Source organism: Paenibacillus cisolokensis, from assembly GCF_050481165.1.
Lineage (GTDB): Bacteria > Bacillota > Bacilli > Paenibacillales > Paenibacillaceae > Paenibacillus_AH > Paenibacillus_AH cisolokensis.
In genome coordinates this window covers 1-25660 of the sequence record NZ_JBCNFP010000017.1, presented here as the reverse complement: position 1 = coordinate 25660, position 25660 = coordinate 1, and the positions used below count along the sequence as shown (strand labels likewise).

Genomic DNA, 25660 nt, shown 5'->3' with positions numbered 1-25660 from the left:
TGCCCGCGGGCGCCCATCGTCATTTCTTTTCGGAGGCGATGCAGGGTGAACAATCGGCGCATATTCATAATCGGCAGCTTGCTTCCGGCGCTTCTGCTGGTGCTCGTTTTTACGTATTATCCGTTTTTCCGGGGCGTCGTCATGGCGTTCCAGAATGTGCAAATTTTCGACATGCGCAATATCGAGTTCGTCGGCCTTCAAAACTTCGAGAAGGCTTTCAACGATCCGAAATTTATGTCCGCGCTGAAGAACAGCGCCTTATGGGTATTTTTCTCGCTCGTCTGCCAGTTCGTGATCGGTCTGACGCTCGCGTTGCTGCTGCGCAAGCCGTTCCGGGGACGGGGCGTTTATCAGGGTTTCGTATTCTACTCCTGGGCGCTGTCCGGTTTTCTGATCGGCCTGATCTGGAAATGGATGTTCAATTCCCAGATCGGCGTGATCAACGATCTTCTGCTTAGGATCGGCCTGATCGAAGAGCGGATCGGCTTTCTGTCCGATCCGAAGTGGGCGATGTTCTCGGTCATCGTAGCGAATATATGGTATGGCATTGCCTTCTTTGCCATCATGCTGCTGGCCGCGCTGCAGTCGGTGCCTGCCGATCTGTACGAAGCGGCCGATATCGACGGCGCGGGAGGCGTGCGCAAGCTGCTGAACGTGACGCTGCCGTATATTATGCCGACGATCATTGCGACCACGCTGCTGCGCGCGATCTGGATTTTTAACGATCCGACGATTATTTACGGTTTGACGAACGGCGGGCCTGCCGGCCGTACGCATATTTTGTCCTCTTTCATGCTGGACAAAATCATATACGGCGGCGATTACAGCGGGGCGGCGGCTGTCGGCGTCATTATGATCGCCATTTTGCTGCTTTATACGATTTTTTACCTGACGGTAACGAAAGCCGAGAAAGTGGGGGATTTTTAACAGATGAAGCGCTTCGTTCTTCCCGCTTTCAAAATCGTGTTTCTCGCGGTTTTTCTGGTCGTGATGGTATTTCCGCTTTATTGGATCACCATTACGTCGCTCAAGCCGCAAAAAGACATTTTTACCTATCCGATCCGGTACTGGCCTGAACGCATCTCTTTTGAAAATTACGAGAGCATTTTTCGGATATCCAAGTTTCACATTTATATCGGCAACAGTCTCATGATTTCGATTGTGGCGTCCCTCATCGTGATCGTCATTGCGGTATTCAGCGCTTATGTCATGGCGCGCTACCGGTTCCGCGGGCATGGGCAAATTATGCTCGGCTTTTTTGCGACGCAGATGCTGCCCGGGTTTATTTCGCTGAGCTCGCTTTATATGATGATGTCCAGCATGAATCTGATCAATAACCGGTTTTCGCTCATTCTGATGTATACGGTCATTATGATCCCGTTCTCCACCATTTTGCTCAGAGGTTTTTTTCAGCGCATCCCTTCGAGCCTGGAGGAAGCGGCCATGATGGACGGCTGTTCCCGAATTTCGGCGCTGTTCCGGGTCATTATACCGGTTATGCTGCCGGGGATCGCCTCCACCTTTATTTTCGCGTTCGTCCAAAACTGGAACGAGCTGTTCTTGGCGGTCATGTTCATTGACGACGAGCCGCTCAAGACGCTGCCGGTGGCGATGAACTCGTTCGTGCAAAAGTTTGACGTGGACTGGGGCGCCATGTCGGCGGGCACGGTATTGTCCGTCATTCCGACGGTCGTGCTGTTTGCCGTGGCTCAGCGATTTATCGTAGAAGGACTTACACAAGGAGCGGAGAAAGGATGACAAGTCACAACAGGAAAAGCGGCGGCGTGAACGATGCGCCGGAACCGGAGTCGGCCTATACGAAGATCGCCTACGATCCGCTGGATACCCGGCATTACGGCGCGGTTTCGATGCCCGTCTACCAGAACAGCCTGTTCGCCTTCGAGAGCTATGCCCAATTCGAGCAGGCGATCCAGGACGAGAACGGGCAGTTTCACGTCTATTCGCGAGGCAACAATCCGACCGTCGAATATTTGGAACGAAAGCTGGCCGAGCTGGAAGGCGGGGAGCGGGCAAAATGCTTCGGCTCCGGCATGGCGGCCATATCGGCGGCCGTCTTGTCGGTCGTCGGGCAGGGCGATCACATTTTATGCTCGAACCAGGCGTACGGCCCGGCCCGGGAGTTTATGGGCAATTATTTGAAGCGGTTCGGCGTCGAGACGACGTTCGTGGACGGCTCCTCGCTGGAAGCATGGAAGGCGGAAGCCCGCCCGAATACGAAGCTGCTCTATCTGGAAAGCCCGACGTCGCTGCAGTTCGAGCTGCAGGATTTGGCGGCGGTCGGCGCCTTCGCCAGAAGCATCGGCGCGGTGACGATTATCGACAACACCTGGGCGACGCCCGTCTATCAGCAGCCGCTCCGGCTCGGCATCGATCTCGTCGTTCACTCGATTACGAAATATATTTCCGGGCACAGCGATTGCGTCGGCGGCGTCGTCATCGGCCCGAATCGGCTGATGGAAAGCTTGATCCGCTCGGAATATATGCTGCTCGGCGGCATTATGACCGCCCAGACGGCGGCGACGGTGATGCGCGGGCTGCGCACGCTTCCGCTGCGGATGGAGCGGCATCAGAGCAGCGGGTTGAAGGTGGCCCGCCACCTGAGCGGCCGCCCTTACGTCCGCCAGGTGAATCATCCCGGCCTGCCGGAGCATCCGCAGCATGAGCTGGCGCTGCGGCAGATGAGCGGCTTCGGCAGCCTGTTCTCCATCCAATCCGACGAGCCGCTGGACAAGCTGAAAGAATGGGCGACGCGGCTGCGCTACTTCAAGATCGGGGTCAGCTGGGGAGGATTCGAAAGCCTCGTTACCGTTCACCGGCTGCCGGTCCGGTCCGGCGAGATGCGGAATTTCGTGCGTTTCTTCGTCGGCCTCGAAAATCCCGATGACCTGATCCGCGATCTGGACGACGCGTGGGCATCGCTGCAGGATGAATAGCCGTTTTCCGGTTACACAGCACAGGCTCTTGTCCGGGTGAAGGACAAGAGCCTGTTTGCGTTGCGGGTTACGGGACGAGCTTGTTCAACACGTTCATCATATTTCGGTAATCGCTGGAGGCGGTCAGCCTGGCGATATATTGATTCCAATCGTCCAGCGACGCCTGGCCCAGGATGACCTTAAGCTTGTACAGCTCCAGATTGCTGTTGATCTCGGCGAACTGGCCGGATCGCCACAACGCTTCCGCCTGCGGAAGCGTCTGCCCTTCGTAAGACGTCCGACGCCACGTCTGCACGGCTGTACGATACGTCTCCTTCTGCTCGTTCGACAGGCTGTCCAGGCCGTCGATGACGTTCGCGAGATCGGGCCGGCCGAACAGATAGCCTGCCGCCGTCCGGTCGTCCATCCCGAAACCGGGCATCCGCTCCCATTCCCCGGATTCGGCCATCGCGAATCCGCGGTCCAGCCATTCCAGCAGCTTATGCGGATCGTTCTTTGACATGGAACTGATGATGTACATATCATGACTTGTATTCCACGGAGAGACCGGCTTGCCGGAAACGCCGGCCTTCAAATCGGATAACGGCGTCCAGTCGGCATCGCCGGCGGACAGGGCTCCGGCTTCCGCGACGGTGACGGCGGCGATGCCGGCGGTATGGGCAGACAGCCGCTGCGCGAATTGCGATTTGTTCAGGACGGGAAATTCAGGGTCGATCAATCCGTCGGCATAGGCGCGCGAGAGCCAGGCGAGCGCCTCGGTCTCTTCCGGGCTTACCGCGTGGTCGACCACTTGTCCGTCCTTGACGGAAAATCGGGTCGGGCTGCCGGTAAAGACGTGCTCGACCCAGGCCAGCCCGCCCAAGCCGGCCCCGTCCGCATATCCTGCCAGACCGTATGTATCGTGCTTGCCGTTGCCGTCCGGGTCCGTCTCGGCAAATCGCTTCATCACTTCGTACAGCTCGTCCATCGTCTTCGGCTGCGCAAGGCCGAGCGCGTTCAGCCAGTCCTGGCGGACGGCGGGGAAGGCGGCGTCATGCGGGTCGGCCGGCTTCGGGATGCCGTACAGCTTGCCGTTAATCCATCTTCCGCTCTCCGCGAGCTTCTGCAGACGGGGGAACGCCTTGATCTTATCCGTCAAGTCGATCGCGATAGCCGGCAGCAGCTCGTCCTGGTACCCTTCATGGTCCTGCAGCAGCATAATGTCCTGGAGATCGCCCGCGGCAATCATCAGGTTCGTCTTATCGCGGTAGTGCTCCGACGGAATAAGCTGAATTTCCGCATTCACCTTCGCGTTTTCCTTCATGTACGCCAACAGCTTGTCCGGCGCGACGCTGGCGTCGCCGTCCGCTCTTGTGCTTACTCTTATGCGGGGCAGGGCATGGGGATCGCGGACGACGACGACGCGTTTGGCCGAATCCCAGGAGACGGTCATGCCGCTCGCCACGGCGGCGATCCGGAGCGGAATGAACACCGTATTCTGTTCGATATAAGGCGCCGCCGGCAAACCGGAAACTTTGCGGCTGTTCAAAATCGCTTCCCGCAGACCGACCTGAAACACGAGCTCGGAACCGGATTTGTGAACCGCTTTCAAAATTTGCTTGTCCGCTTTCCATTCGACCTGATAGCCGAACCCTTCCAGCAGCGCTTGCCCCGGCACCATCGTCGTGCCGTCGATTACGCGCGGCGGATAAGGGAACGAAACAGGCGTATCCGGAAACGCGACGCGAATGCCGGCATATGCGGACGTTGTCTCTGACAGCGTCGGATCGTCCCCGGGACCCGGGGGCGTAGCGGCTCCCGCGGGAGCGGCGGCGATCGCCGCGGCGGCAACGGCGGACGCGATTGCGGTCTTTACAGACTTCTTCATACCGATCTCCTTTCGTCCATGTCATATTTTCATTGTACAAAAGATTCCGAATTATGGGAATAATCAATCGGCACGCGCCGGCCGGTTAAGGTAAAATAAAGATGAAGCGATACGAACCATTCAAGGAGGTTGTCGTGTTATGAACTCGTTTCAATTGTACAATCCGACCCGTCTTCTGTTCGGCAAAGGGACGGTCAGCCAGCTCGGCGAGCACGTCAAGCCATACGGCAAGCGGATATTGCTCGTGTACGGAGGCGGCAGCATCAAGCGCTCCGGGCTGTACGACGAGGTGATCGCGCAGCTGAACGGAATCGGGGCGGAGGTGTTCGAGCTTCCGGGAGTCGAACCGAATCCGCGATTGGCGACCGTACATAAAGGGATTGAACGGTGCCGCCGGGAGAAGGTGGACTTTATTTTGGCCGTCGGGGGAGGCAGTGTCATCGACGCCGCCAAAGCGATTGCGGCCGGCGTTCCTTACGAGGGCGACGTATGGGATTTCTGTGTGCGCAAAGCGGTCATCCAGGAGGCGCTGCCGCTTGGAACGGTGCTGACGCTGGCGGCGACGGGCTCGGAGATGAACGGCAACGCGGTCATTTCCGATTGGGAGAAGAAACTGAAGCGGGGAATGGGAAGCAAGCTGATCTACCCGAAATTTTCGATTCTCGATCCTCAGCTGACGTTTACGGTCCCGCGCGATCAAACGGTGAACGGCATCGTCGACATGATGTCGCATGTATTCGAGCAATATTTTTCGCTGACGACCGATACGCCGCTGCAGGAAAGGTTCGCGGAATCGATTCTGCAGACGGTGATCGAGAACGGGGAGCTGGCGCTTAAGGACGGCTCGAATTATGCGGCGCGCGCCAATTTGATGCTGTGCGGCACGTATGCGCTGAACGGCACGCTGCCGATCGGGGTCGAAACCGATTGGGCGACGCATGCGATCGAACATGAAGTAAGCGCGATTTACGATATTGCGCACGGGGCCGGTCTCGCGATCATTTTCCCGAACTGGATGAAATATGTGTACAAGGAGCGGGTCGACCGCTTCGTGCAGTACGCGGTCCGGGTCTGGAATGTCGACCCGCGCGGCAAAAGCGACGACGAAGTGGCGCTCGCCGGCATCGAGGCGACCCGCGCCTATTTCACGCGCATCGGGGCGCCCGCCACGCTCGGGCAGCTCGGCATCGGCGGCGAGATGCTGGACCGGATGGCGGAGGAAGCGGTTCGTTTCGGTCCGATCGGCAATTTCAAGAAGCTGGAGAAGGACGACGTAAGAACGATTCTGGAGATGTGTCTGTAAGATGAGAAGCGAGCGGGAAATGCTTGACGCGATTGTCGGCTTCGCCCGGGAGGACGAGCGGATACGTGCGGTTATCATGAACGGCTCCCGCGCCAATCCGGATGCGCCGCGCGACCGCTTTCAGGATTACGATATCGTCTATGCCGTGACGGACGTCGGCGCATTCGTCCGCGACCGCAGCTGGATCGGCCGCTTCGGCGATGTGCTGATCATGCAGACGCCGGACGACTCGCGGCTGTTTCCGCCGTCCGAAGATCGGAATCGTTTCGCTTATTTGATGCTGTTTCAGGACGGCGACCGGATCGATCTGACGTTTTATCCCGCTGACCGGCTCCGCGAGATGGCGCCGGACAGCCTGAGCCTGCTGCTGCTGGACAAGGACGGTGCCGTAGGGGAATTACCGCCCCCGAGCAATCGCGATTATTTGCCGAAGCCGCCGACAGCCGGACAATTCGCCGATTGCTGCAACGAGTTTTGGTGGGTCGCGACCTATGTCGCCAAAGGGTTGTGGAGAGGCGAGCTTTCCTACGCCAAATATCATGCCGACGGTCCGGTCCGGGACATGCTCCATCTTATGCTTAACTGGCATATCGGCGTACGAACGGGCTTTACGGCCGATCCCGGCAAGCTCGGCAAATATTATAAGCGGCTTCTGGAGCCGGAGCGGTGGAAGGCTTTCACCGCCACGTATGCGGATGCCGACGAGGAGAAGATGTGGCGGGCTCTGTTTGCGATGTGCGATCTGTTCCGCGATACGTCGCAGGCTGTCGCGAGCCATTTCGGGTACCGCTATCCGGCCGAAGAGGACGAAAACGTCACGGGTTATTTGCGGCGCGTCAAGGCGATGCCCCGAAGCTCCTGACCGCCGTTTCAAACGATTGGAGCTGAAGGAAACCGCTGCATGATCAATCCTGATTCTGGATACGCTATGAGCGACAATAACCGAATATTAGCAGAAGGAGCTCAGAAGCGATGGGAAAACAGGATGTCAAGCATGTGCTGCAATATTTACAATCGGAAATTAACCGGATCGAAACGATGGCCGGTACCTTGTCCGGCGTGGAGCGGGAGCATTTTCAGCGGCTGACGAACTTCGATCAGCGGGAGCTCGTGGATATTGCGGTCGAAGAGCAGAGCGCCTCCCGCCAGCTCGGCGCGATACAGCAGATGTGCCAGAACATGTCCCGCCAAATCGACGGCATGCTTCGCAGCACGGAGCGGGGAGCCGACCATGAAATTCATTGAGCGCATCGTCCGTTCCGTTGCCGATGTGGCGGTGGATCAAGCGCTTACGCGCGTCATCAAGGACCATTATGTGGAAAATATAGCGGCCATGATCCCGGCCGGACGCAAAATCGGCATGCCGAACTTTACGGAAATCTTGATGCGGTCGGAGACTGGCACGCCGGTGCCGCGTCCGCTCGGCAGCTACATCCATTTCTCGCCATGGGAGAGCGTGCTGTTCAACCCGGTTCATCTGTTCCGGATGCCGACGCCGGAGCAAATCGGCATTCAAACGTCCGTCACGATCGGACCGCGGGCGAGAAAACCGCTGACCGTCTCCATTCCGATCATGATCGCGGCGATGTCGTTCGGCGGAGCGCTCAGCAAAAACGCCAAGCTCGCGCTGGCCAAAGCCGCCACGGCGGTCGGCACGGCGACCAATTCCGGCGAGGCGGGACTGATGAAAGAGGAGCGGGAAGCGGCCCGCCTCTTTATCGGCCAGTACAATCGCGGGGGCTGGATGAATACGCCGGACAAATATATGCAGCTCGACGCGATCGAGATTCAATTGGGCCAAGGGGCGCAAGGCTCGACTTCCCAGCGTACGACGGTCAAAAATATCGGCGAGGATTACCGGGAGGTGTTCGGCCTGAAGGAAGGCGAGCCCGCCGTCATCCATTCCAGACTGCCGGGGGTCGATTCCGCGGACGACTTCATCCGGCTGGTCAAACGGCTGCGGCATGAAACCGGCGTGCCTGTCGGTCTGAAAATCGCCGCCACGCATCATTTGGAGAAGGAGCTGCGGATCGCCCTGGAAGCGGGCGTCGATTTCATCACGTTGGACGGCGCGGAAGGCGGTACGCATGGCGGGGCGCCGACGCTGCAGGACGATGTCGGGCTGCCGACGATGTTCGCGGTCACCCGCGCCGCGCAGTTTCTCGCCCGCCACGGCGAGACCGGCAAAGTGAGCCTGATCGCAACCGGCGGGCTTATCACGCCGGGCAGCATGCTGAAAGCGATGGCATTGGGCGCGGACGCCGTCTATATCGGCACAGCCGCCGTTATGGCGATGATCGGAGAACAGCTCGTCAAGTCCGCTCCTTTCGAACCGGCGACAAGTCTTGTCGTCTATACGGGCAAACGGACGGAGGAGCTTGATGTCGAGGCGGCGTCGCGCAGTCTCGCCCGCTATCTGAACGCCTGCGTCATGGAGATGGAGCTCGTCGCGCAATCGCTTGGCCGAACGGCTCTGTCCGACATTTCCAAAAGCGATCTGTGCACGACGGATGCCGAAATCGCCCGCGCGACCGGCATTTCGTGGGGATGGGTCGCTCCGGACACGGAGCGCCGGGTGCGGGAAGAAACGGAGGTCCGATTTCCGCATTCGGAACAAACCGGCGTCGCGGCAGACGCTGAGCATTCCCGGCCACTGCACAGCTAGACCGGAATCGGACCAGTCGGGTGCGCGAGGCGGCGGATTCGTCCGGCCTCCGGCCCGGCTTTTTTTTTCTACGGCTGACCAATTAACTAACAAGGATTTCCAATGACCTTCGTCGAAGTATTTTTTACATACTTTGACGGAGGTTTTCTAATGCCTTTGCCTAAAAATCGAATTGTTCCCGAGAGAAAAATATACTATCGACCTGAGCTTGAGCGTCTCCATTGTGGTTCGAAATTGAAACGTAGCCACACAGCATGGAAGAAAAATATTGCGACTCTTTCCGGTGTTATTCAAGTATGGAGCATGGCATATGTCTGCTCCAACTCTAACTGCGCCTACCCTAAGACATACTACAGATCAGCTGAAGCAGATTCCTTGTGCATGAAACATACATCATACGGCTTCGATGTATTGGCTCTCGTCGGGCAATTACGGTTTAAGCATCACATGACCATTGCAGAAATCACCCAAGAACTTAATGAACGCGGTGTCGCTACTTCTGAGCGAAACTCACAAAGATTGTACGAGCGGTACGTCACTTTACTCCGCTCTAGCGTCACAGACCATGTGAAATCCGTCCTCAAACAAGTTGCTGAAGAACACGGAGGAATTATGATCTCCATGGATGGCGTTCAACCCGAGAAAGGAAACGAGACGCTCTATGTGATCCGTGAAGTGTTTAGCGGGACGATTCTTGTCGCGAAAAGCGTGAAGAGCAGCTCGTCGGAAGAACTGAAAGAACTTATTCAGCCTGTCATTGATCTTGGCTTCCGTATCATTGGAATTGTCACGGACGGACAGCAATCTATACGTCTTGCAATGGAGTCGCTGCTCCCAGAGGTGCCGTACCAATATTGTCAGTACCACTACTTAAAAGACATCGCTAAGCCAGTAGTGGAGCTTGACCGGAAGCTGAAAACCGGCATTAAGAAAAGTCTTCGCGGAATCCGCGATATCGAAAGAAAATTAGACAAAGACGAATCGCCGGAAAACGAAGTAGTGAAAGACTATTTGGCGGCGATCCGTTCTGTACTACTGGAGGACGGTAATCCACCGTTAGACTTACCCGGAGTGCGAATTTGCGAAAACGCCCAGGCCATTCAGACATCGCTTCAAAATTGCCTGGATAAAAAAGGGGCCCTCTCTGCTCCAGAACGTTTTCAGAATATTCAACAAACTGAATGAGTTCCATCAACTCTATGAAGAAGTGAAACGCTGGTCACGTCCTCTGCATCACGCCGCTAACATCTTGAATCCAGACATTGACCAAACGAGTGAATCGGTGCGACTCCACATGCGATGTTTGATGCAATGGTTGGAGCAAACATACACCAAAGAGCACGACCGCCCAATGGTCACTAACTTCAAGAGTTACACCAACGGATTCTGGAAAGGACTCTTTACTTGTTACGATCACCCTCATGTTCCTCGAACAAATAACGATCATGAGCGATTTTTCCGACGGACAAAGACACGTCATCGACGAATGACGGGACTCAGAAGCTGGAACGAGTACATCATGCGGTCCGGTGAGTTTGTTGTATTTGTCGATGATGCTCTCCGGCAAACCGATGTGTTGAATAGGCTCCAAAGCGTTAGCTACGAAGTGTTCCACGCTGAACGACAACGTTGGGCTAGACGCCTTGAAGAAACAACAAAGCGCAGAAGATTTAGACGGAATCCTGCAAAGTACCTCAAGGAAACAGAAAATAAGTATTGTATGTTAATTGGTCAGTCGTAGTTTTTTTTGCGAGAAAATTCAACTGTTGATATTTGCTGTATACGAACTTCTCCTAGCAGTAGCGCAAGTTGTCGCGTGTGCGATAAATCTGGTCAGCCAGCACCGTTTTGGGATAATAGCCGAACTTGGCTCGGTAGCGTTCCACTGCATTCTGCAGCGTCTGTCCTTCGTTGAAGCTTTCCCAGGACAAATACTTCCGGAAGGCATAACCGTTCACCAGGCTAATCGCCAGCTTCGCGCCGAACTCGACGTTCGCCCGAGCCTTGCCACGCACGATCGGCCTCACGTGCGGCTGTGTGATACTGACAATCCGATCGGGTATGCTATGCGTTCGCTTGTCATACATCGCTTGCTATTGGCGATAGAGCTCTTGAATGACCAGTAGTTCCTTGTACAAACGGCGCGGCAGTTGCGTCAGGCCGCCTGTCGTCTCGGCGAGTTTGGCGATGATGCGAAGATCACGGGAGACGAACCGCAGCTGCTTGCCGATGGCTTTGCGCATCGTGCGTGGCTTCACGCGCCTTTGCTTGGCAATCGCCAGATAGGCTTTGCGGGCACGCTCCCGGTATGTTCTTGGCTTGCGAGTTGTTCCGCGCTGTGGTTCATGCAGAATGTCAATGATTTGCTCCAGCTTTTCTCTGGTCTGATTCAGAAGAGACAGATCCGTCGGGTAGGCGATGTCCGCCGGCGCGCACGTCGCGTCCAGCAACAGTTCCCCCACGTTTGTCAGTTCCATCTGCCGAAGTTGCGGTTCTGCGCACTCGTCCGTTGCTGCGGCCGCCCCGTTGCCAGGCTTAATCGTCGTCAATGTCCGATGAATCATTCGCTTCACTCGACTTACGCGCTTCTTCCAGAGCGATCCAATCATTGACTTCATCGAGGATTTTCACGCTCAGCCGCTTGCGAAAGTGTGTCATGAGTGAATGGTGAAACGGGCGACGGTACTGGTATTCGGGCAGACCGAGGAAGTACTGCAGATACGGGTTCTCCAGAATCTGACGAAGCGTCTCACGATCATCGGTGCCCAGCCGCTCCTGGATGATCAGGGCGCCGAGAGCGACACGGATTCGATACAGCCTTCTGACCCTTGAGACTCAAAGTTCTTCGCATACTTCTCTTCGAGCTTCCCCCACGGAAACATTTGGGCGAGCAACACCCAGCGGTTATCTTCTGCGAGTTTCCCGCCAAACGGCAAAAAGAAGTCGCCTTGCATGATCATCTGGCTCTCGGTTCGCTGATACAATTTGGATGCCACCATGTGCAAGGTTTTTCGCGAGTAAGCCCCTGTTTTCCTTGCACTTGAATTCGACAAAAGAGGTCCTAAACCCTTGTGGCTGTTGGACTTTTGATTCGCTATTTAAGAAAAGCTTACAGAGGGTTCAAGTCATGAATAACTCTCAATTCAACATTTCGCATCACTCATCGAACTTCAACAACTTATAAGAAACTAATCGAGGCGTTTCACCGAAGTTCGATTTGTATTCTAACCAATAGGTTGTATCCAATTGAAGAACCTCAGAGTCCACCGCCTTAACCTTAACCAACCTTTCCTGACCACCTAAATTCCTAATTGTGATCGTTGTTTGATCTCGATTAATACTAATTACTTTGGCAACCTCAGCAGTATATGTAGATTTTTTCATTAGATAAACGTTCACAGTTAAAGAGAATGCCAAACATACAAGCAGCGCAAAAACAATATAGCTTCTGTTTTTTTTTATGCACAATATCACACTCCCAATATACACTTTTTTTAGTATATTTTACCATATATACGAAACAAATTATAATAATAGGGAGGAGGATGGTTTATGTCTAGAAAAGTTTTGCGAGCAACGGTACTTTCAATCGTAACTGCTTTACTTCTTCCCTAAGCAGCCAATGCTAATGGACCACAGCAAGATACAGACATCGTTGTTATGATAAGCGGGGAAAATCGGCACCGTCTCTCCGCTTGCTGCGCAAAATCCGAGCAGCGATGAAAGAGCGGGATCCCTTGTTACATGATGCCCATGGTATTCTAATCCAACAAACGGAGAATGTACAGGCGGGGCGCCAGATTCGGTTTACCAATGTTCGAGAAATAGTTGAATGGAAACCATCTTGAAAGCCTATATTCATGAAGCCATTGAAGTTGAAAAAGCCGGTTTGGAAGTGAATTTTAAAAAGAATACAGAATTCATCATTCCTGAAGAACTTCAAAATAAATTCGATGAAATCCTCACTTTGCGTTCATTCGAACTCCTTTTTGGATCGCAGGTAACACTCAATCAAATAAGAAAGTTGCAGTATAAACACTCTATTAAAGGAGAACAGAGAATTAAGCTGACGGGACACGTTAGCTGAACAAATCGATCACCCGTGAGAGCGGTTTTTCTTTAAGCTGAAAATCAACATTGAGGTTAAACATAGCCTTGCGAAAAAAGATTATTGACAAATATAAAATTATATGGTATAATAAATATTTTTTATTTACAAAAATCTTGCTTGCTGGTACAATGCGGCTGAACCCAACATCCGTTTTGAAGGAGGCATTGTACGATGGCAAGTCAAGGAATCGCCATGCTCGAGCTTTCGGCCGTCGTGATGGGCCGGACCGAAACGGTCTGTCCGGCCATGGTATGGAATGATGACGGCATTGTACTGATCGATACCGGATATCCGGGCCAATACCCGTTGCTGAAGCGTGCGATTGAAGCCGAAGGGTTCTCCGTCGATCGGCTGACGAACATCATCATCACCCATCAGGATATCGATCATATCGGCAGTCTGGCCACCATACTGAAGAACGGTCCGGACGGAATCAACGTGATTGCAAGCGAGCTGGAGAAGCCGTATATACAAGGGGACAGAATGCTGCTGAAGGTTACGCCGGAGCGCATCGCGTCGGCTTTGCGTTCCATGCCGGAAGGCGTCCCGGGTGAATGGAAAGAGGCGTTCAAGCGGACGTTGGAGAATCCGCCGAAGGCACCGGTCGACAGGCTGGTGGTGGACGGGGAGGAGCTGCCGTTCGGCGGCGGGCTGACGGTCATCGAAACGCCGGGCCATACGCCGGGCCATATCAGCCTGTATCACAGGCCGAGCAAGACGCTCATCGCAGCGGATGCGATGAACGTCGCCGGAGGCGAATTGCTCGGACCCGATCCCGAACATGCAGTCGATCCCGGGCTGGCGGTCCGGTCGTTGACGAAATTTGCCGCCTTCGATATCGAGCGGGTGATTTGTTATCACGGCGGCATGTACCGCGGGGATTGCAATCGGCGAATCGCCGAATTGGCCGCGGTATAAGAGCGGCAATCACCAATTCATACGTTCGCGCAAGCCGGTGATATGAGCGGTATGATGGCGGTTATGCCAGTCGAAGAACGCGATCGCCTTGCGCAACGTCCAGATGCCGCTGGCCGGATGGCGAAACGAACGTTCGAAGTCTTCCGGCCGCAGGCTGCGCAGGAGGATGAGCCAACGGTCATGCAGCGCGCCGTGAATCGCCAGGGACAGGCCGACCTCGGCTTCCTTCGCATCGGGGAGCAGCGCCCAGCCTTCCTCTTCGAAAGGCTTGATCACCGGCGTATCCTCCGTCAGGGCGAGCTTTGTCCGCATAAAACCGTTCATGCTGGCGTCCGCCAGATGATGCACGACCTGTCTGACCGTCCAGCCGCCTTCGCGGTACGGCGTATCGAGCTGCGGTTCGCTCAGTCCGTCGACCGCTTGCCGAAGCCGGGCCGGCGCTTCTTCGAGGCCGCGAATGAACGGCTCGACGTCGTCGCCGCCGGACGGCGGGGTGAACGGGCCGATCGGATATCGCAGCCGGTTTAGATCCAATCCCATATTTTTCATCCTCCTCGTTCGGTTTATGTTCTATCATATCAAAGGTTAAGAGAAACTTGTACTGTGCGGCTTCTCATCCGGAAGAAAATCGGGGTACAATAGATGCGATCTATAGGGGCAAAGGAGCGAATGACCATGCAATATCGTCGTCTTGGAAACAGCGGGCTGCAAGTTTCCGCATTGGGACTGGGCGCCAACGCTTTCGGAAAACGGGCGGACCGGGACACCTCGATCAGCATCATCGAGCATGCGCTGGACCGCGGCATCAATTTCATCGATACGGCGAATATATATGCGAATACCGAATCGGAAAGCATCATCGGACAGGCGCTCGCCGGAAAGCGGCACGACGTTGTGCTTGCGACGAAAGCCGGGCTGCCGCGAGGGCAAGGGCCGAACGATAGCGGCTCTTCCCGGTACCATTTGCAGCGGGAACTGGAAAACAGCCTGCGGCGCCTCCGAACCGACTATGTCGATTTGTATCAGATCCATACCTTCGATCCGAACACGCCGCTTGACGAAACGCTGCGCACGCTGGACGACATGATCCGCTCGGGGAAGGTGCGGTATATCGGAGCGTCCAACTATGCCGCATGGGAATTGATGAAGGCGCTTGCGATCAGCGACCGCCAAGGGTATGCCCGGTATATTTCTACGCAAGTCAGCTATTCGCTCGCGGACCGTACACCCGAGCAGGAGCTGGTCCCGTTGTGCGCGGATCAGGGCGTGGGCATCATCCCTTATTTTCCGCTGGCCGGCGGCATCCTAAGCGGCAAATACGGCGCGGCGAACGGCGTGCCTGCAGGATCGAGGGCGGATACGGACCCGACATTCCGCCGGTTTCTGGATGAGAAGACGATTGCGCTCGGGGAGCGGGTCGGCCGGCTGGCGGCGGAGCGCGGCTGGTCGCCAAGCGCTTTGTCGCTGGCGTGGCTGATGGACCGGCCGGCCGTCTCGACTGTCATCGTAGGCGCCACGCGCGTCGGGCAGCTGGAGGAAAATTTGAAGAGCCTGGAGATCGGACTGGATGCGGAAGTAAAAGCCGCGCTGGACGAGATGAGCGAGCCGTTCCGCTACGGCAAGCCGTTCGCGGTCTACCGGCCGCTCGTCCGGACCGAATAGGCTCTCTTACCAATGCGCAGCCAACGTGTCGCAGAATCGGGACAGATAATGCAAATCCGTCCGATCGAAACGGGCGAAACGGGGGCTGTCGATGTCCAGCACGCCGATGATGGCATTCCCGCTGCGCAGCGGGATGACGATTTCCGAGTTGGACGCGCTGTCGCAAGCGATATGGCCGGGGAACCGATGCACATCGTCGACGACAATCGGTTCTCCCCGGCTTACGGCCGTCCCGCATACGCCGCGGCCAACCGGAATCCGGACACAGGCCGGGAGCCCCTGAAACGGCCCGAGCACAAGCTGGTCCCCTTCCAGCAAATAAAATCCGACCCAATTGATATCGTCCAAAAACTGACCGAGCAGCGCCGCGGCGTTGGCCAGATTGGCGATGCGGTAGGTCTCGTCCTCGATCAGACCGGTCAACTGGCGGAGCAGCAATTCGTATTGCTCCTCGCGCGTGCCGGTATAGGGTTGCTTCCTGAACATATCTTTTCCGCACCTCCAAAGCGGTTCAAAGGACGGTCGTAGTCGGCGACAATCACCTGTTCGAGTCCTAATCACGCGATTTTGCCGGATACCCCGGTCATTTGGATTCGATCATATGACGGATATTCCGATGTGTCAAGCGGGTTTGACGGAAAGCGGTCAAACCTTCACAGGATAAGGGTAGTCCAAATATTTCGTATTTCTTGCGCCGTCTCTTTGTTCAGTATGGATTCGATGAAGAACGGTTGAAAATAGCTTTCAATCCCTTCGTTCGTTTTGCGGCCAAAAGCACGGTTGTCCGTAATATTTCCCTTGAAATGCTCCTTGATTTGCGTTTCCGGTTTCAAGTAAGACTGCGATTCGATAAAGCCGATTTCTTCATGGGCCGCGGCCTCGTGACCGAGGAATAGTCCATATTCGGATCCGCTTCGATAAAATAATTCCGGTACGCCGCATCGCCCTGCAAAATCCGCTCCGGAAAATGTCGCGGCTGCGATATCCCGGCGTACAGGCACTTCTGGGCTTATGCCCACATACAATGAAGAACGGCTTCTTCGTTGCCGGAACCGGAACAGTTCCCGGCAAATTCTTCATGGGGGTGGGTGGCACGATGCCCGGATTGTTTGCCGCTATTGCTTTATTCATCAAGCAGCTGTCGTTGCTCGTTTCGTATGTGAAGAACAACGCTTTTCCGCAGCCGCTTTCCGAAGAAGAGGAATTGAAGCATCTGCAGCTGATGGCGGAGGGCAACCAGTACTCGCGCAATCTGCTCATCGAGCACAATTTGCGGCTCGTCGCGCATATTGTCAACACGTTGTGAACACGAACCGACGTCCGGAAGCAGCGCGATTTGTGTGCAGCGGGCGGTTTGTGCGGTGAGGGGGGACAAGCCATCTGGATCGATAAGCTGGTCCGAAAGAGGCCGGCTTATCTCCTTCTGGATTTTGAGTGTGTTATGTTATACTGTTGGTAACACGAAATTAAGCGCTCCAGTATGACAGAAGAAACGATTATGACAGGAGTGAAATGATATCGAAAAACAGTGATCGATTCAAGCTGATGTTGAAGCCAATCCGGAGCTCCAATCCCTGATTGAGCAGAGCAGAATGGAATATAAATCCGGCAAAGCCCAGAATACGTCGGAAATACGGAAATATTTTGCAAATCTTAAATCGGAAGGTTGGTGTTTTAACCATGTCTTTGCCCAAAAAGATGGATCAACAAACGGCTAAGGAACTTCGCTCCATACTGCAAAAGATGAATATTACGCACAGCAAAGTAAAAATCAATTTGGATAACGACACGATTGAAGTCGAGGATGACTATTCCATTGATGACATACTCGAGTCGGCCGGGGTTTTAACACCGGAACAAGCTAAACAGTTGGCTGATGAAGTCAAGAAAATGCGCGAGGAAGAGTGGAATTAAATGGATGGTTATTTACTCGATACCAATATCGCCATTGCACTGCTGGCTGGTGAGCATGCCGCGTTGGATTTTGTTCGGCAAGCCAGTGACGATCGGATGTCGATTTATTTCTCCGTAATTACGGAGTGCGAAGTGTTCAGCGGGCTGGAATCCGCTTATCGTTTGCAAGGAATCAAGCTGTTTAATTCACGAAGATGTATTGAGGTAAGTTCCAGTGTTGCCCGACTTGCCGGGGACATACGCAGGGAACAAAAGTCGAAAGGACGGAAGCTTAAAACTCCGGACGCAATTATTATTGCAACTTCTATTGAGCACCAGCTTGGTCTTGTATCAAGGGACCACGATATGAGCTTTGTTCGGGAAGCATTCGGTTTGCCGCTGTTTACCATTTAGCCTACCCATTGTAATTCCAACCGGGATACAGTGGGTTTGTTTATATACTCGGAATACTTAAAAGGAGAACAGACGATCATGGTTTATAGATGCAGAATCGAACTGAATGAGATTGCCCCGAAGATTTGGCGGGAGTTTCAATTTCATCCGGACGTGACGTTTCATCAGCTTCACAAAATCATCCAATCGGTCATGGGATGGGAAAATTACCATTTATACGAGTTTCATGTGAAAGAAAAGGTGATCGGTCTGCCCGATCCGACATTCGAGCATATAGAAGACCGCGAGGTGCTGAATGCACGGAGGGAAATCGTTCAGAAGCATGTTCACGAAGAAAACACCGTATTTACATACGTGTATGATTTTGGAGATGATTGGCAGCACACGGTTACGTTGATCAAAATCGACGCATCGACATCCGACCCGGCACCCTTGTGTCTAGATGGTGCCCGCGGCTGTCCGCAGGAAGATGTGGGAGGCGTGTGGGGGCATCAGCATATGCTGGAAGTACTGCTTACTCCCAATCATCCGGAGCGGGATCATTTTATAGGCTGGGTTCGAGAAGGATATGATCCCGAACATTTCTCCTGCGAAGAAGTGAATCAGGAGCTTGAGCGGCAGAAGGACAAGCTGATCCCCAAGTCACTGGTTAAGCGGCCGGTAGGGAAAAAGCCTGTGAAGCTGACGAAGTCTGCTCTGAATAAGCATCTGAAGCAGCTAAATAGCGACCAGCTTATCGATTTGGTGAAGGCTTGTTATGGCGCCAGCAAAGATATGGAGAAGTTTCTTGCTGTAAGAATACTGGGCGATGAAGCAGTAGAGTCTCTCTTTCAAGAGTATTGCAAGAAGGTTGAGAAAGAGTTTTTCCCTGAGCGGGGATTTGGCAAGCTGAGACTCCAGGAAGCGAAACATGCGATTTCGGAATTCGAGAGATTGACTGGAAATGCCAGGTACGCCCTGGAATTGAAGCTGGTCTACGTTGAAAATGGAGTTGATTTCACCCTAAGCTACGGGGATATTGATGAACGCTTCTACTACAGCATGATGTCCATGTATGCCGATATCATTGATCAAGTAAATAAAGATGAAACAGCCGAGTTGTTCGACGAATTCGAGGAACGTCTCGAAGCCGTTGTTTCGAAAACAGAAGGGATCGGCTGGGGTTTTCATGACAATTTGGCTAATCTGCACGCTCAAATAAGATGGATTTAGGTGGGGAACTTAATGCGCGGCAGGAAGAAAAATAAGCGGACCGGTCAGAAAGCGGAATTCACGGGGCTGTTGGAGCAAGACGAGAATTTCTATTTTATCGCCGGATATACGGATGGCGGCTTCCCGTATGGAATCACGTGGGAGGAATATGAGGCGGAACAACGCGGCGAGTTGATCAAAGCGACAGTAGCTGAGGGAGAACCTATGAAAGAATTGAAATTGACCAAGCAGCAGTTTCAGGAGATTGTGGATGCATACGACATGTACGTAGAAGGAATAGAGTCCTTCCTGAATATCGAAACTGGAGATGTTGTCATGTTGCGAACGTTTGACCGGGATGAAGAGGACGAAGAATTAAGCGAGATCATTGAAGAAGGCTTTAATGAAATTTACTTTCGGATACCGAAACGGGAGTCGGATGAAGGATATACCGACATGGTTGATTTTGCGGAAACGGTTGAAGATAAAAAGCTGCAATCCACTTTGATGCACATATTAAGCGGCGGCAAGAGAATATTCCGAAGATTCAAGGATGCGTTATCTTCCGACAGCGAGCAGTTAGAGCGGTATTACCAGTTTGTTGAAGAGCAGAATCGCAAACGTGTTTCTGATTGGTTCGAATCCATTGAAGTGAAGTTGATTCTCGAGTAATAAAGAAATGTTTGGGCAGGGGATACCGGTGAAACGTTCTTCAAGACAGACGATGATTAAGCTGTATGCTCAAGCGGTCATTTCGGAACTTCAACAATTAGGTTATCCCAATTCAATTGCTGTTGGCCATCTAAACCACTTGGCTAAAACATACATCCTTAAGCATAAAAGCAACAAATGAGCAGGATTATTTTCCAAATGGCAACCGATATACTACCTGTGTCGCTGTCACCATTTCTAAAAGATGAATATGTAGACGCTGCGGCAGACCAACATATTCCCTTCTTTACCACGGTGCGATCTTATCAGGTGTTCATCGACTATTGGAATTCCAAGATGGAAAGAAGCATCAAAAGGGGGTGGTCCTCTTGAATTTATCCGATTTTTCCAGATACATAGATCCTGCAGTTGTACACAGAGGGAAGGAATACGCGTCCGAAGGACGGGTAATTTCCTTGAAGTCCATTGCCGATGAAAAGTACACTGCGGTTGTGCGCGGGTACGAGGATTATGAGGTTTATGTAAGGCTAGACAACGAGAACAACATAATGGAATCGGAATGCGATTGTCCGTACGATTTTGGACCGGTATGCAAGCATCAAGTCGCCGTATTCCTCGAGCTTAAGAATAGAGAAGCAGACGGGGTATCTTCACCGGAACCGTCTCTCCGGCAACTGTTGGAAGCAGAGAGCAAGGAGAAATTAATCGAATTGCTGCTCTCGATTGCATCGGATTCATATACCGCGGAAGAGCGCATCAGACTCCACTTGTCGAAAAGGGGCGCGGATCAGGAGTTGGACGCCTGCCGACGGTTGATTCGATCCTACATTGACACATATTCGGATGATCATGGTTTTGTGTCTTGGCGGAACGTAAGCCACGCGGTGGAAGGTGCGAAGATCGTCGCTGAAAAGGCTCTCTCCGCCTTCGATGAAGAGGAATGGTTGCACGGGCTGGCGATTCTGTTTTGCATCATCGAAGAGATGATTGAATTATTGCAGTCCGCCGACGATTCGGACGGTGGAGTCGGGATCGTGATCGAAAGCTGTCTGGAATCGATCTTCAAGCTGGTTCAGGATCGCCATCATATTCCGGCGGAAGAACGCATGAAGATTTTCCGTCGGTTGTTGGAGGAGATACATCAACCTTATTATGACGGGTGGCCGGATTGGCAGCTCGCGCTCCTCGAGGCGGCGGGCGCGCTGATCGAGTCGGAAGAGATGCAACATCAATGGGATGATGCGGCGGATTCACTCCTGGGTCATATGTCCGGGAGCAATTGGTCGAAGAGGTACGCAGACGAGCGGGTGGCTGTGCTCCGATATGGTCAAATATTGGAACGTTCAGATGAAGAACAGGCGAAAGCTTATTTGTATAGACATCTGCATTTCCCGGAAATCCGGGAGATTGCGATTCGTGCGGCGCTTGAGCAAGGCGATGCCGAGGAAGCGATCCGATTGGCGGAGGCTGGGGAAGCTCAAGATCAGGGGCTGCCGGGGCTCGTCTATCGCTGGAAGAAATATCGGTATGAGGCATACCATCGCACAGGACAAGTCGAACAGCAGCGGAAACTCGGGATGGAGCTGATCATGAACGGAGAATATGATTATTACCGGTCTGTGAAGGATACATTTTCGGATGAGGGAGAATGGTCCTTGTATCTGCAAGATATGTTTGATCAATTGGAGCAGAGCCCGAGGGGAGAGCATACGTATACCCAAATCCTGGTGGAAGAGGAGATGTTCGCACGGCTTTTGGAACATGTCCGCAAGGCACCTTACCGAATTGAATCGTTCTATAAGCAATTGCTTCCGCATTACCCGGAGGAGGTGAAGGCGCTTTTCGTGGCATATATCGAATTCCGGGCGGATCAATCCAGAGACAGGCGAGATTACGCCGATGTTTGCCGGATCATTCGAATGCTTCAACAGGTTGGCGGACGGAAAGAAGCGTTCACCGTCACACAAAAATTGTTAACCAGGTTTCCGCGAAGACCGGCTTTCCGGGAGGAGTTGGGGAAGATCCGTTTTTGAACTTTATAATGGAATAAGAAGTCACGCGGTTTGTGCACAGCGGATTTTTTTGTGATGAGGGTGGACAAACCGGTATGCGAAACCTGTAATTTTGATCATAATCGAATATGTTATAATAATGTCTAAATGGAGACGGATTCGGTGGTGACCTATGATGGATCGTATTCAAGATTTGCAAAAACTGATCAAACTTACGGGCGATCGCGCGAAACTGGATGCAAAAGCGAACGGAACTTATATTGTCTATCAAACGGAAAAAGGCCAGATTGTCAAAGAATATTCAAACGGTGTGATCGAGCCAATCGACAATCCTGGGGTTCATCATGAATGAGTACTCCACAGTGATGGTTGTATTCGCCGGCAATAACGGCAGCGGCAAAAGCACCATTCGCAATTTGATAGTGGATAGGCTTGGTATCAGTGTCAATATAGATCCCGACGCTTTAGCTCGCGGCATTGATCCTGACCATCCGGATCGCCGCAAAGTATCCGCAGGCAAAGAAGCGATTAAACTTGCGAGAGATTGTATCCATCATAAACGCGATTTTTCTGTAGAAACGACTTTGGCCGGCGGTAATGCGATAAGACTGATACGGGAAGCCAAGGCGAACGGCTTTGAAGTGACGATGTTTTATGTGGGTCTAAATGATGTTCGGCTCAATATCGAACGTGTTGTCGCCAGAGTTCGAAACGGCGGACATCATATACCGACTGAAGACATCATTCGGAGACAAACCACATCCATGCAAAATCTGCTAACTCATATCCATCTCATTGATCATTTGATTGTGATTGATAATAGCGAAGTTTCCGGTAAAATCGTTATGCAAGCTGAACATAGTATTTTAAAATATCAGGCCGAATCTCTTCCAAAATGGGTGCATAAGATCAAGGATCAGTTACATTGATTATGGAGAATCATATGAAGTTTGAAATTAGCAAATCTATGGAAAACAAAATTAATAATTGGGATAAATGTGAACCCAAAGATGTAACGGGAGCAAAGTTTGCGTACATATTTATACCAACAAGTCTAGGATTGGTTATCAAGGTCCAGTGTGATGTTTGTAAAAGGGAATTACTACTAACCGAAGATGATTAAATCTTGAATTTTACATTTCTCCCAATGTGAATAAGGAATTCTACGCGACCGGATTAGATCTGGTCGTTTTTTTTGTGCAGAACATATATTCGCTGACAAAGTGTTGTCATGACTTAACTATAAAATAAAAATATACTAGATCACTGAGGCAGAGGCAGAGGCAGAGTTTTTGGAGTTGTAGATGGGGGTGAAAAGAATGACTTTGATAAAAGAACTGACCACGAACGATGAGTTCGTCGGCTTCTATTTGCTGAAAGAGCTGGAGCTGAAGCAGACCAATACATCCCCGGCAAAGGATTACTTCGATTTGGTGCTGTGTGATGCCAGCGGCCAGCTCCCTGCCAAGTATTGGGATGTGAAGGAAACAGAAAAAGACAGCTTTTCTCCGATGACGCTAGTCAAGGTTCAGGGAATCGTTCAATTGTATCGGGAAAAGCCGCAGGTTAAGATCACCCGGATTCGCAATGTAAGTAATGAAGACGGTGTGTCCCTAACCGATTTTATTCGGGCGGCTCCAATTGAATCTGCGGAATTATTAGAGGTCATATACAGAGTAATCGAGAGTATTTCGGACCCGGTCATTCGTGATATTATAAGCTTTTGCGTCGATAAGGTGAGTGAGAAACTGGCTCATTATCCGGCAGCCAAAATGCACCATCATGCTTACTTTGCCGGACTGGCTTATCATATCGTTCGTATGCTGGAAATTGGTGAGTTCCTATGCAAGCAGCGGCCATTTCTGAATGCAGATATGATCAAAGCCGGGATTATCCTGCATGATATCGCGAAGCCCGAGGAGATGATCGCCCAGCTTGGGGTCGTGACAGACTATAGCGTACAAGGTAAGCTGATCGGTCATATCGCAATGGCAGCCGGTTGGATCACAGAAGCTGCATTGCGGCTGGAACTTCCGCTTGATTCGGAACAAGTAATCGGATTGCAGCACCTTATTCTCTCTCACCATAACCTCGGAGAATGGGGGAGCCCGGTACAGCCGCAAACGGCAGAAGCGGTAGCATTGCACTATATTGACGCACTGGATGCCAAACTCCAGATGGCGGAGGACGCACTAAGCGCCACTTCGGACAAGGAGTTGTGGACACAGCCGGTTCGAGGGCTGGAGAATAAAGCGTTGTACAGGATGTCATTGTAGAAATTAAAATATACGAAGAAAATGCAATGAAACAAAAATACTTTGCGGCAAAATAGCGGCAATGGTACAATGTTATTGAGGAAGGTGATGTTATGTTTACACCCAAATATTCAATAACGGACACCATAGCCCGCAGACTAATGGATATACAACGCGCCAGTGTTGTGGTGGATTTGCTTCCATTGCCCGCATCTATTCTGGATATGCTTAAGAAAGAATCCATGGAAAAGACAGTCATTCTTTCAACGAAAATTGAAGGAAACACACTTGACGAGGTGACGAAGCGAAAAGTCTTGTACCAAACCAGCAATGACAATGAAGAGCAGGAAGTTTATAACTTAATGAAAGCTTTGGAATACCTGGATGAAGCCGAAAAAAGACAGCTCCCGGTCACAGAGGAATTTATTAAAAAGCTGCATGCTATTATCCGAATATCACACGGACGAAGACCGCGTGTTAGCGAGTATCGCGAAGAACAGAATCAAGTAGGCAGCCGCAATGCCTCCGGTTTTTATTTGCCGCCGGAATGGAAAGATGTCCCGGTATTAATGGAGGATTTGGTTGCCTGGGTGAACTCGCCGGAAACCTATTCGGTTCCGGTTCCTATCAAGGCTGGCATATTCATGTGGCAGTTCCTAACGATCCATCCGTATTTGGACGGGAATGGCCGAACGGCTCGGATGATCACGACATATCTTTTACGACGCGGCGGATATGGCTTAAAGGGGTTATTTGTACTCGAGAATTTCTATGACCGCAACTTGGCTGAATATTATCGCCGACTCCAGTTGGGTCTCCATCACAATTATTATTTTGGGCGGAATGAAGCTGATTTGACGCCTTGGCTGGAATTCTTTATCGATGGTTTGGCGGAGGTTTTTCAAGAGGCCGCTGCCATCGTAACGGAGAAATCTGCTCAAATGACCAAAATCGAACCGGATCTAATTCGCAAGTTAGATCCCCAGCAAAGAATGGTGTTTGCTCAATTAACCTTTAAACAAGATACCCTAACGACAAGCGAAATGAGGGACCTGCTGCGTTTGTCGGACCGTTCAATAAGGGAAAAGGTAAGTCATTGGAGAGAAGAAGGATTCATTGAGCCGCGCGATCAAGACGCCAAAAGAGTTCGTTCGGTCAAATTATCCGCGGAATACGAGAAGTTGGCACAAGACATTCGGAATGCGCCGGATCAGTTTGCCCATTTTCTAAAATGAATGCAGCACTGCGATCTCAAGTTGAGATGCCGCAGTGCTTTTTTTGTGCGCAGAACATATATTCGCTGACAATCTATGGTCGTTGCGATCCGTCATAATGAAGGAAAGACATGCGGGAGTGAGTACAGTGGATCAACCGATCTATATCGCCGTCACAGGCACTCAGCATTACTACGGAGCAGCATTTCTAAAGCCGGGTCAGGTCGTTCACTTGATCAAAGACCCGGATAATCCGCATGACCATGAAGCGATAAAGGTGGATATGATCCCATTGGGCAAAATCGGCTATGTCGCCAACAGTCCGCATACCGTACCGAAAGGATGCCGCAGCGCCGGCCGGATTTATGATATGTTTGAGCATCATGTTTGCGGCATGGTGCGATTTGTCGTTAAGGATACGGCAATTGTTGAACTTACGCCGGGTCTAGAGGAAGTGTACATCATCAAAACGACAGAGAACGTTGCGTTTTCCCTGAATCCGTGATAATTCTTCTGTGAAAAAGAAGAA

At 52.3% G+C, this 25660-nt stretch carries 28 protein-coding genes and 2 pseudogenes; 22 read left to right on the top strand and 8 right to left on the bottom strand.

Annotated features, from left to right (window positions below; genetic code table 11):
• The first annotated feature begins 45 nt into the window (after positions 1–45).
• Genes ABEV74_RS02980 through ABEV74_RS02970 form a run of 3 tightly spaced genes read left to right on the top strand, consistent with a single transcriptional unit; the run spans position 46 to position 2954 of the window.
• On the top strand, positions 46–927 hold the full coding sequence (locus ABEV74_RS02980; RefSeq protein ID WP_082655145.1) for a carbohydrate ABC transporter permease: 882 nt from the start codon (positions 46–48) through the stop codon (positions 925–927).
• Between the two features lie 3 nt (positions 928–930).
• A complete protein-coding gene (locus ABEV74_RS02975; protein ID WP_430143336.1) occupies positions 931–1758 on the top strand; it encodes a carbohydrate ABC transporter permease in 828 nt (275 codons plus the stop codon).
• Positions 1755–2954, top strand: a complete 1200-nt coding sequence (locus ABEV74_RS02970; protein WP_213528544.1) for a trans-sulfuration enzyme family protein — start codon at positions 1755–1757, stop codon at positions 2952–2954. Before ABEV74_RS02975 ends, ABEV74_RS02970 begins: the two co-directional genes overlap by 4 nt.
• A 67-nt stretch (positions 2955–3021) precedes the next feature.
• Here the strand turns inward: ABEV74_RS02970 and ABEV74_RS02965 are convergent, their stop codons facing one another.
• On the bottom strand, positions 3022–4821 hold the full coding sequence (locus ABEV74_RS02965) for an extracellular solute-binding protein (RefSeq protein WP_430143334.1): 1800 nt from the start codon (positions 4819–4821) through the stop codon (positions 3022–3024).
• A gap of 139 nt (positions 4822–4960) precedes the next feature.
• On the opposite strand from ABEV74_RS02965, the gene ABEV74_RS02960 reads away from it, so the two are divergent.
• From ABEV74_RS02960 to ABEV74_RS02940, 5 genes are all read left to right on the top strand, one after another.
• Positions 4961–6124, top strand: coding sequence for an iron-containing alcohol dehydrogenase (locus ABEV74_RS02960; protein ID WP_430143332.1), 1164 nt, complete (start codon positions 4961–4963; stop codon positions 6122–6124).
• A gap of 1 nt (position 6125) precedes the next feature.
• Entirely contained in the window at positions 6126–6986 is an 861-nt protein-coding gene (locus tag ABEV74_RS02955) for an aminoglycoside 6-adenylyltransferase (RefSeq protein WP_430143330.1), read from the top strand.
• Between the two features lie 110 nt (positions 6987–7096).
• Positions 7097–7369, top strand: a complete 273-nt coding sequence (locus ABEV74_RS02950) for a hypothetical protein (RefSeq protein WP_430143328.1) — start codon at positions 7097–7099, stop codon at positions 7367–7369.
• Positions 7356–8789 (top strand): FMN-binding glutamate synthase family protein, encoded by a 1434-nt coding sequence (locus tag ABEV74_RS02945; protein WP_430143326.1) that lies wholly within the window; start codon positions 7356–7358, stop codon positions 8787–8789. The genes ABEV74_RS02950 and ABEV74_RS02945 overlap by 14 nt, the downstream gene beginning before the upstream one ends.
• A 102-nt stretch (positions 8790–8891) precedes the next feature.
• Positions 8892–9974 carry a transposase gene (locus ABEV74_RS02940; protein ID WP_430143324.1) on the top strand — a complete coding sequence of 361 codons (1083 nt, stop codon included), beginning with the start codon at positions 8892–8894 and terminating at the stop codon, positions 9972–9974.
• 608 nt (positions 9975–10582) lie between these two features.
• On the opposite strand, the gene ABEV74_RS02935 is transcribed toward ABEV74_RS02940, so the two are convergent.
• From ABEV74_RS02935 to ABEV74_RS02920, 4 genes are all read right to left on the bottom strand, one after another.
• A complete protein-coding gene (locus tag ABEV74_RS02935; RefSeq protein WP_430143322.1) occupies positions 10583–10804 on the bottom strand; it encodes a hypothetical protein in 222 nt (73 codons plus the stop codon).
• A gap of 78 nt (positions 10805–10882) precedes the next feature.
• Positions 10883–11353: a hypothetical protein gene (locus tag ABEV74_RS02930; protein WP_430143320.1), complete on the bottom strand. Its 471-nt coding sequence runs from the start codon at positions 11351–11353 to the stop codon at positions 10883–10885.
• Positions 11325–11558, bottom strand: coding sequence for a transposase (locus tag ABEV74_RS02925; protein WP_430143479.1), 234 nt, complete (start codon positions 11556–11558; stop codon positions 11325–11327). Before ABEV74_RS02925 ends, ABEV74_RS02930 begins: the two co-directional genes overlap by 29 nt.
• A gap of 14 nt (positions 11559–11572) precedes the next feature.
• Positions 11573–11773: a hypothetical protein gene (locus ABEV74_RS02920; RefSeq protein ID WP_430143318.1), complete on the bottom strand. Its 201-nt coding sequence runs from the start codon at positions 11771–11773 to the stop codon at positions 11573–11575.
• A gap of 753 nt (positions 11774–12526) precedes the next feature.
• On the opposite strand from ABEV74_RS02920, the pseudogene ABEV74_RS02915 reads away from it, so the two are divergent.
• Both ABEV74_RS02915 and ABEV74_RS02910 read left to right on the top strand, forming a co-directional pair.
• Positions 12527–12760 (top strand): annotated as a pseudogene (locus ABEV74_RS02915) (YdeI/OmpD-associated family protein); the annotation flags it as partial.
• Between the two features lie 311 nt (positions 12761–13071).
• Positions 13072–13818, top strand: coding sequence for an MBL fold metallo-hydrolase (locus ABEV74_RS02910; protein ID WP_430143316.1), 747 nt, complete (start codon positions 13072–13074; stop codon positions 13816–13818).
• 9 nt (positions 13819–13827) lie between these two features.
• Here ABEV74_RS02910 and ABEV74_RS02905 read toward each other — a convergent pair whose 3' ends face one another.
• Complete coding sequence (locus ABEV74_RS02905; protein WP_430143314.1) at positions 13828–14358, bottom strand: YfiT family bacillithiol transferase; 531 nt, start codon at positions 14356–14358, stop codon at positions 13828–13830.
• A gap of 135 nt (positions 14359–14493) precedes the next feature.
• Between ABEV74_RS02905 and ABEV74_RS02900 the strand changes: the two genes are divergently transcribed.
• On the top strand, positions 14494–15480 hold the full coding sequence (locus ABEV74_RS02900; RefSeq protein WP_062492148.1) for an aldo/keto reductase: 987 nt from the start codon (positions 14494–14496) through the stop codon (positions 15478–15480).
• A gap of 6 nt (positions 15481–15486) precedes the next feature.
• Here ABEV74_RS02900 and ABEV74_RS02895 read toward each other — a convergent pair whose 3' ends face one another.
• Positions 15487–15966 carry a GAF domain-containing protein gene (locus ABEV74_RS02895; RefSeq protein WP_430143312.1) on the bottom strand — a complete coding sequence of 160 codons (480 nt, stop codon included), beginning with the start codon at positions 15964–15966 and terminating at the stop codon, positions 15487–15489.
• 167 nt (positions 15967–16133) lie between these two features.
• A complete protein-coding gene (locus ABEV74_RS23245; protein WP_488168578.1) occupies positions 16134–16481 on the bottom strand; it encodes a hypothetical protein in 348 nt (115 codons plus the stop codon).
• Between the two features lie 95 nt (positions 16482–16576).
• Here ABEV74_RS23245 and ABEV74_RS02890 point away from each other — a divergent pair.
• The 11 genes and pseudogenes from ABEV74_RS02890 to ABEV74_RS02840 form a co-directional block, all read left to right on the top strand.
• Positions 16577–16774 (top strand): annotated as a pseudogene (locus ABEV74_RS02890) (RNA polymerase subunit sigma-70); the annotation flags it as partial.
• A gap of 284 nt (positions 16775–17058) precedes the next feature.
• A complete protein-coding gene (locus ABEV74_RS02885; protein ID WP_430143310.1) occupies positions 17059–17394 on the top strand; it encodes a hypothetical protein in 336 nt (111 codons plus the stop codon).
• Complete coding sequence (locus ABEV74_RS02880) at positions 17395–17787, top strand: type II toxin-antitoxin system VapC family toxin (RefSeq protein ID WP_036712124.1); 393 nt, start codon at positions 17395–17397, stop codon at positions 17785–17787.
• A 78-nt stretch (positions 17788–17865) separates the two neighbouring features.
• Complete coding sequence (locus ABEV74_RS02875) at positions 17866–18999, top strand: DUF6155 family protein (protein WP_430143308.1); 1134 nt, start codon at positions 17866–17868, stop codon at positions 18997–18999.
• A gap of 12 nt (positions 19000–19011) precedes the next feature.
• Positions 19012–19650 (top strand): UPF0158 family protein, encoded by a 639-nt coding sequence (locus ABEV74_RS02870; protein WP_007781149.1) that lies wholly within the window; start codon positions 19012–19014, stop codon positions 19648–19650.
• Positions 19651–20018: 368 nt separating this feature from the next.
• Positions 20019–21683 carry an SWIM zinc finger family protein gene (locus tag ABEV74_RS02865; RefSeq protein ID WP_430143306.1) on the top strand — a complete coding sequence of 555 codons (1665 nt, stop codon included), beginning with the start codon at positions 20019–20021 and terminating at the stop codon, positions 21681–21683.
• Between the two features lie 151 nt (positions 21684–21834).
• Positions 21835–22014: a hypothetical protein gene (locus tag ABEV74_RS02860; RefSeq protein ID WP_054797303.1), complete on the top strand. Its 180-nt coding sequence runs from the start codon at positions 21835–21837 to the stop codon at positions 22012–22014.
• Positions 22007–22591, top strand: coding sequence for an ATPase (locus ABEV74_RS02855; protein WP_430143304.1), 585 nt, complete (start codon positions 22007–22009; stop codon positions 22589–22591). Before ABEV74_RS02860 ends, ABEV74_RS02855 begins: the two co-directional genes overlap by 8 nt.
• A 390-nt stretch (positions 22592–22981) precedes the next feature.
• A complete protein-coding gene (locus ABEV74_RS02850; RefSeq protein ID WP_430143477.1) occupies positions 22982–23938 on the top strand; it encodes a 3'-5' exoribonuclease YhaM family protein in 957 nt (318 codons plus the stop codon).
• A 92-nt stretch (positions 23939–24030) separates the two neighbouring features.
• Entirely contained in the window at positions 24031–25152 is a 1122-nt protein-coding gene (locus ABEV74_RS02845) for a Fic family protein (RefSeq protein ID WP_430143303.1), read from the top strand.
• Positions 25153–25279: 127 nt separating this feature from the next.
• Complete coding sequence (locus ABEV74_RS02840; RefSeq protein WP_430143301.1) at positions 25280–25636, top strand: HIRAN domain-containing protein; 357 nt, start codon at positions 25280–25282, stop codon at positions 25634–25636.
• The last annotated feature ends 24 nt before the right edge of the window (positions 25637–25660 follow it).